The 15945-nt window shown below is 61.0% G+C and carries 18 protein-coding genes; 13 read left to right on the top strand and 5 right to left on the bottom strand.

What is annotated here, in order from left to right:
• Positions 1-24: 24 nt before the first annotated feature.
• Together PYR71_RS19870 and PYR71_RS19875 are read right to left on the bottom strand one after the other, a co-directional pair.
• On the bottom strand, positions 25-1317 hold the full coding sequence (locus PYR71_RS19870; RefSeq protein WP_275620578.1) for an NAD(P)/FAD-dependent oxidoreductase: 1293 nt from the start codon (positions 1315-1317) through the stop codon (positions 25-27).
• Positions 1318-1335: 18 nt separating this feature from the next.
• Entirely contained in the window at positions 1336-2502 is a 1167-nt protein-coding gene (locus PYR71_RS19875) for an AI-2E family transporter (RefSeq protein WP_275620579.1), read from the bottom strand.
• Between the two features lie 216 nt (positions 2503-2718).
• Here PYR71_RS19875 and PYR71_RS19880 point away from each other — a divergent pair, with 216 nt between their 5' ends.
• The gene (locus PYR71_RS19880) at positions 2719-3102 is read left to right on the top strand and encodes a hypothetical protein (RefSeq protein WP_183915396.1); all 384 of its coding nucleotides are present in this window, start codon (positions 2719-2721) and stop codon (positions 3100-3102) included.
• Positions 3103-3109: 7 nt separating this feature from the next.
• Here the strand turns inward: PYR71_RS19880 and PYR71_RS19885 are convergent, their stop codons facing one another.
• Complete coding sequence (locus PYR71_RS19885; RefSeq protein WP_416340340.1) at positions 3110-4063, bottom strand: VOC family protein; 954 nt, start codon at positions 4061-4063, stop codon at positions 3110-3112.
• 213 nt (positions 4064-4276) lie between these two features.
• On the opposite strand from PYR71_RS19885, the gene PYR71_RS19890 reads away from it, so the two are divergent.
• The 4 genes from PYR71_RS19890 (at position 4277) to PYR71_RS19905 (ending at position 7057) form a co-directional block, all read left to right on the top strand.
• Positions 4277-4696, top strand: coding sequence for a universal stress protein (locus tag PYR71_RS19890; protein WP_275620581.1), 420 nt, complete (start codon positions 4277-4279; stop codon positions 4694-4696).
• Positions 4697-4852: 156 nt separating this feature from the next.
• Entirely contained in the window at positions 4853-5521 is a 669-nt protein-coding gene (gene trhA, locus PYR71_RS19895) for a PAQR family membrane homeostasis protein TrhA (protein WP_183915389.1), read from the top strand.
• A 111-nt stretch (positions 5522-5632) separates the two neighbouring features.
• Positions 5633-6175 carry a GNAT family N-acetyltransferase gene (locus tag PYR71_RS19900; RefSeq protein ID WP_275620582.1) on the top strand — a complete coding sequence of 181 codons (543 nt, stop codon included), beginning with the start codon at positions 5633-5635 and terminating at the stop codon, positions 6173-6175.
• Positions 6176-6358: 183 nt separating this feature from the next.
• Positions 6359-7057, top strand: coding sequence for a pentapeptide repeat-containing protein (locus tag PYR71_RS19905; protein ID WP_183915385.1), 699 nt, complete (start codon positions 6359-6361; stop codon positions 7055-7057).
• A gap of 50 nt (positions 7058-7107) precedes the next feature.
• Here the strand turns inward: PYR71_RS19905 and PYR71_RS19910 are convergent, their stop codons facing one another.
• Entirely contained in the window at positions 7108-7380 is a 273-nt protein-coding gene (locus PYR71_RS19910; protein ID WP_275620583.1) for an usg protein, read from the bottom strand.
• A 279-nt stretch (positions 7381-7659) separates the two neighbouring features.
• Here PYR71_RS19910 and groES point away from each other — a divergent pair, with 279 nt between their 5' ends.
• The 5 genes from groES to PYR71_RS19935 all read left to right on the top strand — a co-directional run bounded on the left by groES (position 7660) and on the right by PYR71_RS19935 (position 13574).
• Positions 7660-7974 (top strand): co-chaperone GroES, encoded by a 315-nt coding sequence (gene groES / locus PYR71_RS19915; protein ID WP_064706626.1) that lies wholly within the window; start codon positions 7660-7662, stop codon positions 7972-7974.
• A 52-nt stretch (positions 7975-8026) separates the two neighbouring features.
• Positions 8027-9655 carry a chaperonin GroEL gene (groL, locus tag PYR71_RS19920; protein WP_275620584.1) on the top strand — a complete coding sequence of 543 codons (1629 nt, stop codon included), beginning with the start codon at positions 8027-8029 and terminating at the stop codon, positions 9653-9655.
• Positions 9656-9749: 94 nt separating this feature from the next.
• Positions 9750-10169 carry a hypothetical protein gene (locus PYR71_RS19925; RefSeq protein WP_275620585.1) on the top strand — a complete coding sequence of 140 codons (420 nt, stop codon included), beginning with the start codon at positions 9750-9752 and terminating at the stop codon, positions 10167-10169.
• Between the two features lie 84 nt (positions 10170-10253).
• Positions 10254-11348, top strand: a complete 1095-nt coding sequence (locus PYR71_RS19930; protein ID WP_275620586.1) for a glycosyltransferase family 4 protein — start codon at positions 10254-10256, stop codon at positions 11346-11348.
• A gap of 15 nt (positions 11349-11363) precedes the next feature.
• On the top strand, positions 11364-13574 hold the full coding sequence (locus PYR71_RS19935; RefSeq protein ID WP_275620587.1) for an amylo-alpha-1,6-glucosidase: 2211 nt from the start codon (positions 11364-11366) through the stop codon (positions 13572-13574).
• Between the two features lie 38 nt (positions 13575-13612).
• On the opposite strand, the gene PYR71_RS19940 is transcribed toward PYR71_RS19935, so the two are convergent.
• On the bottom strand, positions 13613-13834 hold the full coding sequence (locus PYR71_RS19940; RefSeq protein ID WP_183915376.1) for a hypothetical protein: 222 nt from the start codon (positions 13832-13834) through the stop codon (positions 13613-13615).
• 215 nt (positions 13835-14049) lie between these two features.
• Here PYR71_RS19940 and PYR71_RS19945 point away from each other — a divergent pair, with 215 nt between their 5' ends.
• The 3 genes from PYR71_RS19945 (at position 14050) to PYR71_RS19955 (ending at position 15943) form a co-directional block, all read left to right on the top strand.
• Positions 14050-14523: an Hsp20 family protein gene (locus tag PYR71_RS19945; protein WP_275620588.1), complete on the top strand. Its 474-nt coding sequence runs from the start codon at positions 14050-14052 to the stop codon at positions 14521-14523.
• 90 nt (positions 14524-14613) lie between these two features.
• Positions 14614-15123, top strand: a complete 510-nt coding sequence (locus PYR71_RS19950; RefSeq protein ID WP_183915374.1) for an Hsp20/alpha crystallin family protein — start codon at positions 14614-14616, stop codon at positions 15121-15123.
• 70 nt (positions 15124-15193) lie between these two features.
• The gene (locus tag PYR71_RS19955; RefSeq protein ID WP_275620589.1) at positions 15194-15943 is read left to right on the top strand and encodes an NADH dehydrogenase ubiquinone Fe-S protein 4; all 750 of its coding nucleotides are present in this window, start codon (positions 15194-15196) and stop codon (positions 15941-15943) included.
• Positions 15944-15945 lie beyond the last annotated feature (2 nt).

The following is a 15945-nucleotide window of genomic DNA, read 5'->3' on the forward strand; positions in this document are numbered from 1 at the left end:
GGCACAGCAGCCAATACAAAGCCTCTACCTCAACTCACTCCCAACCCGCAGCCGATCCTCCCCAAATCGCCGCAGCCCCGGTCCATCCCGATCGAGCGCGAAATCCTCGAACCAGTCGCGGTGAATCCCGGCAATGATCGCGCCGATCATCTGCGCGGCGAGATAGGAAAAAGTAATGCCGTTGCCGCCGTAGCCATAGGCGGCAAGCACATGGGGCATTCCGGGCACGGGGCCGATCAGCGGCAGGCCGTCGGCGGTTTCGCCGAAGGTTCCGCCCCAGGCATGGGCGATGCGGGCGTCCGCTCTCGGCCAGAGCCGCTTCATTTTTTCCTGGATTGCCCGGGTCTTGGCCGGCAGCTTCCGCTCGCGCACCGCGGCATCGACAGTGCCGTCGTCTTCACCACCGGCGACGATGCGGTTGTCTGCGGTCGTGCGCATGTAGAGATAGGGATGGCTATCCTCCCAGATCAACGCCCTGTCGCGCCAGAACGTCGCAGGGTCCTGCGGCACGGTGGCGACTGCCCAGCTCGAGCTTGTCCGGTGCAGCTTCGGCATGTCGAGACCCGGCATCGAATAGCCGGTGGCCAGCACGACATGCCGCGCTTCGATCACCGGGCCGCCGTCGGTTTCGGCCGTGACTTGATCGCCTTCGCTGTGCAGAGCGGTCACCGAAGCCTTGACCAGCTGCGCGCCGCGCCGAAGGGCCATCGCGATCACCGCCCAGGTGAGCAGCAGCGGATCGGCCTCCGCCGAACCTGGCGAATAAATTGCCCCATCGCGATCGAGCTCGAACTGGGTGAAGAGATCGGGATGTTCGAGATAGACACCTGGAAGGCCGGCGCGGCGCCGCAGCTGGCGCTCTTCCAGCAGGTCGCGGGCGCCTTCCTGGTTGGCAGCGAGATAAAGCGTGTTGCGCGGCCGGAAGCCGCAGGCGATGTCGTTTGCGGCAATCAGCTTGGCAAGGCCTGCGACGGCCGCGGCGCTGCGGCGATAGATGCCGGCGGCGCGCTCAAAGCCGTACCAGGTCTCCAGCTCGCTGAGCGTACTGTCGATTTCCCATTGCAGCATCGCCGTGCTGGCGACGGTGCTGCCGAAACCCGGCTCCTGCCGGTCGATGATGACAACCGAGAAGCCGCGCGCTGCAAGGTGCTCTGCGACCAGCGCGCCGGTGATGCCGCCGCCAATCACCGCGACATCGGTGGAAAAGCTATCACCGATCGCTTGCCATGCCGGCCGTATGCCGGTTCGTCCCCAGAACGAACGGCCGCTGACCATCTGCTCATGGTCGGACTCGTCGAGTGCGAGATCGGATGCCACTGATGTCTCCTCGCTTGATCACTTCGGCAATTGCGGCTGCGATCTTTCCTCGATCAGCAATTCCTCGATAACAGTCATGACGATCAGCGACAGCGGCAAAGCCAGCATTGCACCGACGGCGCCCCACATCCAGGTCCAGAACAGGATGGCGATGAAGACGACAAAGGGGTTGATTTCCAGTCGCCGTCCCATCACCGCCGGAAAGATCAGGTTTTCCATGACGAGGTGCACGGTGAAAAAGGCGGCGGCCGGCATCAGGCCGACGATGAAGCCGTCATAGGTGATGATGCCGGCGATGGCGACGGAAAGCGTCATCAGCGTGATGCCGAGATAGGGAATGAAGCTCGACAGGAAGGCGAAGAAGCCCCACAGCACCGGTGCTGACAATCCGCTCGCATAGGCGATGACTGTCATGACGACGCCGAGCCCGACATAGATCAGCGAGGCTGTGGCGAAATAGAAGCCGAGCACCTGCTCGACGGCATTGATGACGCGGATCGCTGCCAGCCGCTGCGTGCGGGTGCGGAAGGTCATGATGATCGTCTTGCGCAGATTGACCCGGCTGGCGAGGAACAGCAGCAGCGCGGCGAAGAAGATCAGCCCCTGCACCAGCGCCGGCGTCAGGCTTGTGGTCACCAAATGCAGCACATTGCCGGTGTTCTCGAGCAGCGCGCCGATCGACATCGGCCCGCTTTCGAATGTCGCCGGCGTGATGTGCAACCATTCGATGCGCTCCAGGTAGGGCATAATGCGGCTGATCGTCCGCTCGACGAAGGCCGGCGCTTCATTGGCAAGTGTCGCCAGCGGACCCGCAAGCGAGTTGGCCAGCAGTGCGATGACAAGGGCGACGCCGCTCGACAAAAGAAAAGCGTTGGCGAGTCGCGGCACGCCCATCTTGCCGAGATTTTCCGCGGCCAGGCCGAGGATCATGCCGACGACGACGGCAAGGGTGATGGGGATGAGGATCAACGACATCATGTAGACGGCGGCAAGGCCGAGTATGACGAAGATGCCGATGATCGCCCAGGCCATGCTGATATCAAGCCCGTCCTTTTCAAGCCGATGCACCGGCGGGGGAGGCAATTCCTCCGCCGTCTCGCGCAATGACTGCGCCCAGGCGCTGGTGCGGCGTTCGCCGATGGCGATCTTCCTTGCTTGTTTGCGGATGCCGTTGGCGATGCCCATGCGGTGAGGTCCCCGAAGCCCCATTGCTTCGCCACGAAAACGCACTGATGCGGTTCCGGTTCCGCTTGGGTCATGCGACGTCGAAAGATGTCCCTCGGCTTGCCGCAGTGGCGATCAGCAGGAGACCTCCGCCTTCATCGACCACCGCTTGGATTTGATCCGGCCGCCGGAACAACCTCGCAGTCGCGGACGTTCGATCTCTGAAGGAGATAGCTCATGACTGCAGATCGCGATCAGACGAAGGTCACCGAGAGCTTTTCGACCAATCCCCCTTATGCGGACGAAACGAAGCTCAAAGCCGCCGATCGCAGGCGATGGTGGGGTTGGACCGCCCTTTTGGCGGGTGCGGCGGTCCTCATCATTGCCGGCGTAAGCGTGGCGATTTGGCCCGATCCCACCAATAACGATCCGACGGCGACAGCATCGACGAAGCCGGATCCGATCAATGCGCAGCCGTCCGGCCCCGGCACCTTCAACGATGACCCGGCCTCCGGCCCTTCACGGCCGCCCGAAGCGACGGACCGCGACCCCACGCCGAGCGGAAGCGGTGGCGGACCGACCGGGGTGACGACGCCATCCGGAACCGAAAAGGTTCAATAGATGGAGTTCAGGCCGACAGCGTCAGGCCGATGCCCCAGGGATCCCTGAGGAAGACACCGCCGTCGCGCTTCTCGCTGTCGATCTCCAGCGCGTCAAGCTTCGAGACCGCCGCATCGAGGGTCGCCTTGTCGTTGAAACGGATTTTGTAATCCGAAAGCCCGGTCATATTGTCGGCGCGCGGGGCCGCACCCCGGCTGTTCCAGATATTGGCGGCGAGATGGTGATGATAGCCGCCGGTTGCAAAGAAGCTTGCGCCGGGATAACGGGCCATCAGCTTGAGGCCGAGCACGTCGCGGTAGAAGCTGTCGGCCTGCGGGATATCGCCGACCTGCAGATGCAGATGGCCGATCGCCGTACCCTCAGCCATGCCGTCCCAGCGATCCTCGGGCGCGCTGTCGTAAAGCGCCTGCAGGTCGAGGCGCAGCGTCGCCATCTCCACCATGCCGTCCTGATGAAACTTCCATCCTTCGTGCGGCCGGTCGGCATAGATTTCGATGCCGTTGCCTTCCGGGTCTGAAAGATAGATCGCCTCGCTGACGAGATGGTCGGAAGCACCGTCGAGAACGACGTTGTTATGCGCCGCATGGCGCAGCCAGCGCGCCAGTTCGGTGCGGTCGGGCATCAGGAAGGCGGTGTGAAACAGCCCGGCGGCGTTGCGCGGCGCGATTGCGGCATTCCCAGCGGTCGTCAGCGTCAGCAGCGGCAGAGCGCCGACCCCGAGAACTTCGCCGCTTGGGCTCCTTTCGATAACCTTGAGGCCGAGCATCGCCTGATAGAAGCCGGACACGAGAGCAAGGTCGCTGACGACGAGATGCGATTGGTCGATATAGGCAGGCCGCGCCAGTGCATAGGATGTTTCGGTCGTCATGGATAATTCTCCTGCCTCAGAAATCGAAGGCGCACCGGCGGTGGCGGCAACCATGCCGCCCGTGGCAAGCCCGAGAAAGTGTCGCCGGTTCATGCGCCTGATATCCTCTCGGCTGTACCTGATCCCTATATGGCCCATCGCCATTGTTCACAGAAGCCTCGTTTTTGAGGATGAAGCGTTGAGCAAGCGTTGACAATCGCTTGCGCTGATTTGCTTTCGCTGACGTGTTCCGCCGACTTGATCAAGGTCAATGCGTCCATATCTTCTTAAGAAGAAGCTCATGCATCTCAGTCATGGAGGGAAGCCATGTACAGGAAGATCATCGTGGCGATCGCGCTCGGCGGTCCCGGCAGGGGAGAAGATATCCTCCGCAAGGCCGCATCGCTGCTCGACGAGGGTGGCGAGATCGTTGCACTCAACGTCGTCGAGGATGTGCCGACCTATGTCGCGATCGAACTGCCGGCCGATATGCTCGAGGACGCCATGAAGGACGGCCGCGACAGGCTGCAGGCGCTGGTCACCGCAACCGGAGTCGCGGCAACAGTCGAAATCCGCAACGGCCCGCCGGCCAAGGCCATCATTGCGGCCGCCGAAAGCCATCGCGCCGACCTCATCATCCTCGCCTCGCATGTGCCGGATTTTTCCAACTACTTCATCGGCGCCACGGCCGACCGCGTCGTGCGCCATGCCAAGTGCTCGGTGCTGGTCGAACGGCACAAGATCTAAGCGCGCGCTTTCCCATTTCTCCGCTCGCCGCGCCTAAAGCGCGGCAGGCGCCGAGTGACCTGTCACGAAGATTTACCGCGCCCGCGATGTGCCGCTGTTGCGCCGCCATCCGTTCGGTGCGACCATCGAGGCCGGGGACGAAATGGATTGGCGCGCATGGCTGAGTTCAACGGCATTCGCTGGGCTTACGACAGGTATGAACTGATCGCCGATGGCATCGTCCACGGCGTCGGCCTCGTGCTGGCGCTGATCGGCGCCACGGTGCTGATCTTCTACGCCACGGTCTGGAGCTCCTACGGCGCGCTCGCCGCCGCCTGGATCTATGGCGTCGGACTGGTGCTGACGCTTGCCATTTCCTTTTCCTACAATATCTGGCCGGTCTCTCGCACCAAATGGTTCCTGCGCCGCTTCGATCATTCGGCGATCTTCGTCCTGATCGCCGCCACCTACACGCCCTTCCTCCAACGCGGCGCCGACGATCCGCTGCTCTTGTTCATGCTGGTGGCGATCTGGCTGTTCGCCGCCGTCGGCATCGTCCTGAAATGCGTCTTTCCCGGCCGTTACGACCGTCTCGCCATCCTGCTTTACCTCGCCATGGGTTGGAGCGGGGTGCTGGTGGCCGGGCCTGTCGCCGCGCGCATCCCGTCCGCCTCGATGCTGCTGATCGTCATCGGCGGCGTCCTCTATTCGCTCGGCGTCATCTTTCATGTCTGGGAGAAGCTGCGCTTCCAGAACGCCATCTGGCACGGTTTCGTCGTCATCGCCGCCGCCGTGCACTATTCGGCCGTCTTCACCTGTTTCAGCCTGCCGGCGCAGGGTTTCTGAGCAGCTGCCTGGGCGCAGCTATCCCGCAAGCGGCGTCTCCGCCATCTGCCGTTTACATGTTTTGCACCGCGGCGTATGCCACCCCTGACAGCCAATCGAACCGGACCAACAATGACAGACGCCGTCCTCCTTCGCGACGCCACCGAAGCCGATCTTTCCGCAATCCGCGAGATCTACAATCACGCCGTCGAGCACACGACGGCGATCTGGAACGAGACACTCGTCGATCTCGAAAACCGGCAGGAATGGTTGAGCGCGCGCCAGGCGCGCGGCTTTCCCGTCATCGTCGCCGAGATGTCGGGCAAGGTCGCAGGCTACGCCTCCTATGGCGACTGGCGCGCCTTCGAGGGCTACCGCCATACGGTCGAACATTCCGTCTATGTCGACAAGGATAGCCGCGGCGCCGGTATCGGTGAGGCCTTGATGCGGGCGCTGATCGCGCGTGCCGCTGCCGCCGATATCCACGTGATGATCGCCGGCATCGAGGCTGAGAACGCCGCCTCGATCCGCCTGCACGAGAAGCTCGGATTCCGCATCGCCGGCAGATTTTCCGAGGTCGGCACGAAGTTTGGCCGCTGGCTGGATCTCACCTGCATGGAGCTTCGTCTGCCCGGCAAGGCGGATTTGACCGGCTTGCCCGGCAAGGCCGACTGATCGGCCTGGCTGGGCAGAGTCTGGCTGCCTGCCTGGGCACGGATGAGCGCTTCGGACGGAGTGAAACGGCAAATCATTGCCAGCGCGTTCGCCATCTTTTTATTGTATTCTGAGCTGTGTAGAAATGAGAGGCCGCCTGCTTCGCGAGAGGCGGCGTGAAGCGTCATGGAGATCAACAGTTCAATGGTAATGCATACGCCGCTCGGCCTCCTTGCCTTGCTTCTTCTCGCCTCCGCTCCGATCTCCACGCGCGCCGCCGATTGCGGCAGCACGGCCTCACCGAAACTCGACTGGCAGGAATGCTCGAAGAAGAACCTGATGCTGCAGGGCAGTGATCTCGAAGGCGCCAATCTCTTCAGCACCGATTTCTCGCTGACCGATCTCAGCGGCGGGAATTTCAAATCCGCCAATCTGGAGAAGGCGACTTTGGTGCGCGCCTCGCTCGAAGGTTCACATGCCGAAGGGGCCAACTTCGCCAAGGTCGAAGCCTATCGCGCCAGCTTCGCCAATATTGCCGCCGAAGGCGCTTCCTTTGCCGGCGCCGAGCTGCAGCGCGCCAATTTCGCCGGCGCCCGGCTCTCCGGTGCGAGCTTCGAAAAGGCCGAACTCGGCCGCGCAGATTTCGACAAGGCGGTGCTGACGGGGGTGAAATTCTCTTTCGCCAATCTCTCCCGCGCCGATCTCTCCAACGCCACTATCGAAGGTCCGGCAATGTTCGACCGCGCCTTCATGTTCCTGACCCGCATCGAAGGTCTGGACCTCTCGGCTGCCGCCGGACTCGAACAGGCGCAGATCGAGCTCGCCTGTGGCGATACCTCGACCAAGCTGCCGCCCGGCCTCTCGGCGCCGGCAACCTGGCCATGCCCTGCCGAACACGAGTGAGCGCTCCGGATCGCAGGCTCATGTCGGCTGCGCTGGATGCCGGCATCGAACTAGTGGAGTTTGAACTCGCCCATGACCCGGCGCCATTCGTTAGGTCCGATCAGCCGCTGGTGGGTGTAGCGAACAGAGTGTAGCGGCCCGTCGAGGGTGGACCGCCAGAAATCGAGAAACTTATGCATCTCCGGAAAATCCGGGGCGAGGTCGTAATCCTGCCAGATATAGGTTTGCAGCACGGATTCAAAATCGGGAATGCGATAGAGGATATGCGCGGTAGTCAGCCCGTAGCCGTCCAGCTGACGTCCCAGATCTGATGAAAATGGCATGCTTCATCTCCGTTTCATGACGCTCGAAAAGTGGCGCAAAATTTTGCGGCCATCAACGGATTCTCAACGCGACTCCCCTGTTTATTGTTCCTTTCCAGTATGTTAGCAGCCACTTCGAACGAGTGCTGATTTTTTTATGACGCCCTCTTGAAATGGAAAAACCGCAAAACCAGATCATTGCGCGCAGAACGCTCAATCGGGGTTTTGCACCCGCCCGGACTGGTCATCCGGTCCGGCCAGGGGAACAATATCGTTATTGTTTGTCCATTGGAGGAAAACATGTCGTTCCGACCGCTTCATGATCGCATTCTCGTCCGCAGGGTCGATTCCGAGGAAAAGACCAAAGGCGGCATCATCATCCCCGACACTGCCAAGGAAAAACCACAGGAAGGCGAGGTCATCGCCGTCGGCCCCGGCGCGCGCAACGATGCCGGCCAGATCCAGGCGCTCGACGTGAAGGTCGGCGATCGAATCCTGTTCGGCAAATGGTCCGGCACGGAGATCAAGATCAACGGCGAGGACCTGCTGATCATGAAGGAAAGCGATGTCATGGGCATCATCGAAGCCCAGGCCGCCGAAAAGATCGCCGCCTGAGGCGAATTCCGCGCATTAGTCAAAAAAAGCTGCCTATTGAAGGAGTGACAGAATGGCTGCGAAAGAAGTCAAATTTCATAGCGATGCCCGTGAACGCATGCTGCGTGGGGTCGATGTGCTAGCCAACGCGGTGAAAGTAACGCTCGGCCCGAAGGGCCGCAACGTCGTGATCGACAAGTCCTTCGGCGCGCCGCGCATCACCAAGGACGGCGTTTCCGTCGCCAAGGAAATCGAACTCGAAGACAAGTTCGAAAACATGGGCGCCCAGATGCTGCGTGAAGTTGCATCCAAGACGAATGATCTCGCCGGCGACGGCACCACGACGGCGACCGTTCTAGCCCAGGCAATCGTCAAGGAAGGCGCCAAGGCGGTTGCCTCTGGCATGAACCCCATGGACCTGAAGCGCGGCATTGATCTTGCCGTCGAAGCCGTCGTCGGGGAACTGAAGGCCAACGCCCGTAAGATTTCCAACAATTCCGAAATTGCGCAAGTCGGTACCATTTCAGCCAACGGCGATTCCGAGATCGGCCGCTACCTCGCCGAAGCGATGGAAAAGGTCGGCAACGAAGGCGTGATCACGGTCGAAGAGGCCAAGACAGCGGAAACCGAACTCGAAGTCGTCGAAGGCATGCAGTTCGACCGCGGCTATTTGAGCCCCTATTTCGTCACCAACCAGGACAAGATGCGGGTCGAGCTCGAGGATCCCTATATCCTGATCCATGAGAAGAAGCTGTCGAATCTGCAATCGATGCTGCCGGTTCTCGAAGCCGTCGTCCAGTCCGGCAAGCCGCTCCTCATCATTGCTGAAGACGTCGAAGGCGAAGCGCTCGCAACGCTCGTCGTCAACAAGCTGCGCGGCGGCCTGAAGATCGCTGCCGTCAAGGCGCCGGGCTTCGGCGACCGCCGCAAGGCCATGCTGGAAGATATCGCCATCCTGACCGGCGGCACCGTCATCTCCGAAGATCTCGGCATCAAGCTCGAGAATGTGTCGCTGAATATGCTCGGCCGCGCCAAGAAGGTGGCAATCGAAAAGGAAAACACCACCATCATCGACGGTGCCGGTTCGAAGGCGGAACTCGACGGTCGCACCGCTCAGATCCGCGCCCAGATCGAAGAGACCACCTCGGACTACGATCGCGAGAAGCTGCAGGAACGGCTTGCCAAGCTCGCCGGCGGCGTTGCCGTCATCCGCGTCGGGGGCTCGACGGAAGTCGAAGTGAAGGAAAAGAAGGATCGCGTCGACGATGCGCTGCACGCAACCCGCGCCGCGGTCGAGGAAGGCATTCTGCCCGGCGGCGGCGTGGCGCTGCTGCGTGCTGTCAAGGCGCTCGACGCTATCAAGACTGCCAATGCCGACCAGCGCGTCGGTGTCGACATCGTTCGCCGGGCAATTGAGGCACCGGTTCGCCAGATCGCCGAAAACGCCGGCGCGGAAGGCTCGATCATCGTCGGCAAGCTGCGGGAGAAGAGCGAGTTCTCCTACGGCTGGAATGCCCAGACCGGCGAATATGGCGACCTATATGCGCAGGGCGTCATCGACCCGGCGAAGGTGGTGCGTACGGCGCTACAGGATGCCGCCTCCGTGGCCGGCCTGCTTGTCACGACGGAAGCCATGATCGCCGAGAAGCCGAAGAAAGATGCCGCTCCGGCAATGCCGGCTGGTGCCGGCATGGACTTCTAAGCGGTCGCTTGGCCCGCCCTGCCATCGGGGCGGGCCGTTCTACGCACTATCGAATTAAACAAGTTCCATCGGTCGACATCAATGGAGCCAAGCTATGAGAAAGGAAAACATCAGCAATTCCATACAGCAGAATGCCGTGGCAGCCATAAGCGCGGCGCATCTGCTCCATCCGGCGAAGCATTTCGGTCACCCGCGTGACGTGCTTGCCGCCGAGATCGACAACGACGAGAAGCGGGCCATTCTCGCTTCATGGGCATCCGATATCTTCGCAGTCGAATCCGCACCAGCCCTCCGCCTTTGCCCCGGGGCTGAAAGAGCTGTATCCTATGACGAGATCCTTGAAGCGCTGAAGGCTTTGGATAATGGCGATCGACCATCCGCGAGGCAGGATACGTCCGCTTCCCTGGATCGCCATAGGGTCCGCCGTCGAAAACCGCCCGCGCGCCGGCTTCCCGGCCTTGGCTTGTGCAGCTACTGGAGCGGAGGACGGCGTCGACCGCTGTTCGAAACCTGACCCTCCGTCTGGCCCGCCCTGTGCCTCTCGAGGACGCAGGGATTTTTGCCGACGACTCTTTGCTCAACTGAGGAGGTTTTGCCGATGAAGATCGCTCAGATTGCACCGCTCGCCGAAAGCGTTCCGCCGAAGCTCTACGGGGGGACCGAGCGGATCGTTTCCTACCTTACCGAGGAACTCGTCGCTCAGGGACACGAGGTTACGCTCTTTGCCAGCGGCGATTCCGTCACCCACGCGAGATTGGTGCGATGTGCGGACGTCGCGCTGCGGCTCAGCCCGACAGTCAGGGACCATCTGCCGCATCAGGTCGTGATGCTGGAGGAGATCCGTCGGCGGGCGCATGAGTTCGACGTGCTGCATTTCCACATCGATCTGCTGCATTTCCCGCTGATCCGCGATTTCGCCGACCGCACGGTGACGACGCTGCACGGGCGACTCGACCTGCCGGATCTGAAGCCGTTCTATACGGCGTTCCCGGGAATTCCGCTGGTGTCGATCTCCAATGACCAGCGCCGCCCGATGCCGCCGGTCGACTGGCGCGGAACGGTCTATCACGGCTTGCCTAGCAACCTTCTTCCTTTCACGGAGAGCCCGAAAGGCGACTATCTCGCCTTCCTTGGCCGTATCTCTCCGGAGAAGCGCCCCGACCGCGCGATCCAGATCGCGGCAAAGGTCGGAATGCCGCTGAAGATCGCTGCAAAGATCGACAATGTCGACAAGGCATATTGGGAATCCGTGATCGAGCCGATGGTGAAGAGTCATCCGCATGTGGAATTTATCGGCGAGATCGATGAGCTTGAGAAGGCTGACTTCCTTGGAAATGCAGGCGCTCTGCTGTTCCCGATCGACTGGCCGGAGCCATTCGGGCTGGTGATGATCGAGGCCATGGCCTGCGGCACGCCGGTGATCGCTTTCGGCTGTGGCTCGGTTCCCGAGGTCATTGACAATGGCGTCTCCGGCATCCTCGTCGACAGTGTCACCGAGGCGGTTGAAAATGTCGAATGGGCGCTCCGGCTCGATCGCCGTAAGGTGCGGGCTGCATTCGAAAAGCGCTTCACCGCGAAACGGATGGCTTGCGACTATCTCGACATCTATCGCAACTTGCCGGGCGTTCGTATCAAAGCCACGCAGATACGCCGGTCCAACGGGCAGGCGCTCGACCTGCAGGCTGTCGCCTGACGTTAGGGAGGAGACATGTCGAACGTGTCTGCGGAGAGCAGTTCCGCCACAGCATCTCCAGGACTGACAGCGCCGGTCGCTCAGTTCTTCATTCCGGCCGCCGCTTCGCTGCAGGAGCGCCGGCCGCGTACCTTGAAGCACGGCGACTGTTTCGCCCTCTTCGATCACAACGGCGATGCCCTTTCCGGTCCCGGCAGCCCGGAAGGTTTTTTCCACCGGGATACCCGTTATCTCTCGCATCTCTATCTGACGATCAACGGACAGCGGCCGATGCTTCTGTCGTCGACTCTGCGGGATGACAACGCCACGCTGACTTGCGATCTCACCAATCCGGATCAGTTCGATGAGAAGGGAAAGCTGGTTCTCGGGCATGACCTCATACATCTGCGCAGGTCGCGCTTTCTCTGGAATGCCTGTTGTTATGAACGGCTGGCCGTGAGGAACTATGACGAGCGGCGGCAACATGTCCGAATCCAGATTGCGTTCAGCGCCGATTTCGCGGATCTTTTCGAAGTCCGCGGAACCGCAAGGGCAAGGCGAGGGCACCATCTTCCCGCCGTCGTGGAACAGGATTGGATCCTGCTTTCCTATATTGGTCTGGACGATCGCAAGCGGTCGACACGACTTTCCTTCATGCCGGAACCGGCCGAGATTCGGAGCGATCTTGTCACCTTCGATCTCCATCTAAAGCCGCACGAGACCAAATCGCTATTCATTCAGATCGGCTGCGACGGGACCTCCGCCGACCGACTGAGCCGCCTTTCCTTCTTCCTGGCATTGCGGGATGCGCGCCGTGCGTTGCGCGCCTCTACCTCGCGCGCGGCGTCGATTACAACCTCCAACGAGATCTTCAACGAAGTCGCGCGGCGCAGCGCTTCGGACCTCTACATGCTGATCACCGACAAGCCGGAAGGCCCCTATCCTTATGCCGGCATTCCCTGGTTCAGCACCGTCTTCGGCCGCGACGCCTTGATCACGGCGCTTCAGACACTTTGGCTGGATCCGGAGATCGCGCGCGGGGTTCTCGGCCACCTGGCGGCCAACCAGGCGACGAACATTGACCCTGCCTCAGACGCCGAGCCGGGCAAGATCCTGCACGAAGTGCGTTGCGGCGAAATGGCCGAACTCGGCGAGGTTCCATTCCGGCGCTACTACGGCAGCATCGACTCGACGCCGCTGTTCGTGATGCTGGCTGGCGCCTATCTCCAGCGAACCGGTGATCTCGCGACCATCGACCGTCTCCTGCCGAATCTCGAAGCGGCACTGACTTGGATCGACGAACATGGAGATCGCGATGGCGACGGCTTCGTCGAATATGGGAGGCTGACGCAAGAAGGACTGATCAATCAGGCGTGGAAGGATAGCCACGATTCGGTCTTCCATGCCGACGGCACATTGGCCAGGGGGCCGATCGCAATTGCCGAAGTCCAAGCCTATGTCTATGGCGCTTGGCAAAGTGCTGCCGAAATCTTCCGGCGGACGGGCAAGCCGGAACGCGCGGTGAGCTTTCTCGCACGGGCGGAGGGGCTGCGTCGCGCCTTTGACATGAGCTTCTTCGATGAGGAACTTGCCACCTATGTGTTGGCTCTCGACGGGGATAAACGGCCGTGCCGGGTCCGATCCTCCAATGCCGGCCATGCGCTGTACACCGGTATTGCTTATCCTGAACGGGTCGCACCGGTGACCCGCACCCTGATGAGTGCCTCGTCCTTCTGTGGCTGGGGGATCCGAACCATTCCCTCCACCGAAGCCCGCTACAATCCTATGAGCTACCATAATGGCTCGATCTGGCCCCATGACAATGCACTGATAGCCAGTGGCCTCGCCCGCTACGGCTATCGCGCCGAGGCGGCGCAAATCTTCGAGGGGCTGTTTGCCGCCGCCACTTATATCGACCTGCGGCGGCTCCCCGAACTCCTCTGCGGCCTGCCACGTCAGCGCGCACGGGGACCGACCTCTTATCCGGTCGCCTGCTCGCCTCAAGCATGGGCGGCAGCAGCACCCGTGTCTCTGCTGCAATCCTGCCTGGGCCTGGATTTCGACCCGAACAACTCGCAAATCAGCTTCAACGTGCCGCGACTTCCTTCTTTCCTCGACGAGGTGACCCTGCGACGGCTGGTGATCGGTAATGGCTCCGCTGATGTCGCTATCCGCCGGTCGAGACACCAGGTCGTGGTCGATGTGATCAATCGACAGGGCGATGTCCGCGTGCTCACCACCGCCTGATGAAGCGTAGTTTAGGGAAGGCGGGTGATCCGCCTTTCCTATTCCAGTTCCTCTTCATCCGATCTCAGCAGATCAACAAGCACGGCAACCCTGCCTGTCGGCAGATGCCGGCCCTCACCCATCAAGGCCTCGTCGTTGTTGGCCCATGCAAATGCCTCGGCAAGTTCGGCCCGCGTCGCACCTGTCGCGATGACCTCGGCCACAAACATTTTGTCGGCCGGCCCCAGGACAGCGATGACATCTTCTGAAGTCATTGTCATAGCTATTGCTCCTCGCTCAAGCTTCGCCCAGATATGGTGGCGCCTTCTAAAAAATCAATTTTCTGGTTGAGGAATTCGATCCTCTTGTATTGGTAAGGCACTGAATTATATAACTATTGTCGATTGCCAAATAGGGATCGACACAAAGGTCCAGGAGACGCCGGTCGCTCTTGGCGTCTCCTTGTATCCATGTTGCTTGCAAGGAGGATATGGCTATGAGGACAAACCTCGATTTCGCTCCCCTGTTTCGGTCGAGCATCGGCTTCGAGCGGATGTTGAACGCGCTGGAGGCTGCAAGCCGCGCCGAAACAATCGACAATTGGCCGCCTTACGACATCGTCAAAACCGGCGAGGATGATTACCGTATTGCCATGGCAGTAGCGGGCTTCTCACGGGAGGAGCTGGCGATCACCCAAGAGCAGAACATGCTCATCGTCGCGGGGCAGAAGGCCAACGGCGAAGATGTTCAATACCTGCATCGCGGTATTGCCGGACGGTTCCAGCGTCGGTTCGACCTCGCCGCCTACATGAAGGTCGCGGATGCCCGGCTTGTCGACGGTCTGCTGACCATCGATCTCAAGCGCGAAATCCCTGAAGAGATGAAGCCACGCCAGATCGGAATCGAAACGGGTCAGGCAATGGCGAAGGCGCAGCCGAAACAAATCGAGGCCGGGAAGCATGCGGCCTGAGCTTCGCCGGCAGCAGGCGAACGTGGCGCCAGGAATAGCCTGGCGCCAAACGCACAGCTTGCCCAAGAACTACCAGAAAGGAGTAAAACCATGAGTGTCCGTGATTTGATTCCCTGGGGTCGCAACAACGGCAACCAGGTTCAGACTCTCTTTCGCGATGATGACCGCGATCCCTTCCTGTCACTCCATCGCGAAGTCAATCGGCTGTTCGACGATGTTTTCCGTGGCTTCGGCTCCGGGCTGCCGTCAATGCGAGGCGCCAGCAGCTTTGGCGCCGGCTGGCCGAGTGTCGAAATCTCCGACACCGACAAGCAAATTAAGGTGACGGCCGAAGTACCCGGTCTTGAGGAAAAGGACATCGAGGTCTTCCTCAATGACGGCGTGCTGACGCTGAAGGGTGAGAAGCGTTCGGAAACGGAAGACAAGGAGAAGCAGTTCTCCGAGCGCTACTATGGCCGCTTCGAGCGGCGCATCCCGCTCGGCACCGAGGTCAAGGAAGACCAGGTCGACGCCACCTTCAAGAACGGTGTCCTGACCGTAAGCTTGCCTAAGACCGAAAAGGCTCAGTCACAGGTCAAACGGATCGCCATAAAGAGCTAATGGGTCCACACCACCCGGCGGTCGGCCTTGAGGCGGCCGCCGGCATTCCTCGCCAACAAGGAGGGATAAAATGATCGAGTTTATTAGGGAGATGCATCATTCAGGTACGGCCGATATACGGCCCTCGAATGATAACCGGCGGAAATCTCTGACCTTCGGGCGCTCCGTATTTCCCGAGGATGCCATTGCCCGCATCTTCAAGCCATCGCGCTCCCCAATGACATCGGGCCATGCGCGAACGACAGGTTGGCGGCTTGCTTTTGAACGCCGCAAAGCGCCGTTCATCGAGCCGCTGATGGGCTACACGGGTAGTACTGACACACTCCCCCAGGTGGAGCTGGAGTTTCCGACGCTTCAATCCGCAATCCGCTACGCCGAACGCCAGGGCCTGACATACATCGTTGAGTGTCTGGCGAGCAAGGCGGCCGTTCCGTCGAAGCGGAAAACCTGTGCGCGATCGGACCGGGCGTCTCACGCCTTCTCCGACGCGACGTTGGAGCGGCTTGGCCTAACGGACCTTCAGGAGAGTTATGAACAGGCATTAGACGAGGCGTCCAGCCGCAACGATGCTTCTGGTCTCGCGACAGGGTCGGCGCCCATGGAGGTCGTTCGGGATTCAACGCTGTCGCTTGAGGAGAAGCGTTCGATCTTGATGAACTGGGCCTGGACCGAGTACCTGATCGATCAAGCGACCAACGAGGGCATGCCAGAGAAAAATCGGCCTTCGCGCCTCGAAGAGGTCGACCAGGCACTGCTGGCGCTAGAACGGGATGTCCAGCGTCAGGATCCTCAGCTCGCGACTGAGCAAAACGCAGCATGAGG

Source organism: Rhizobium mulingense, assembly GCF_029194105.1.
Lineage (GTDB): Bacteria > Pseudomonadota > Alphaproteobacteria > Rhizobiales > Rhizobiaceae > Rhizobium > Rhizobium mulingense.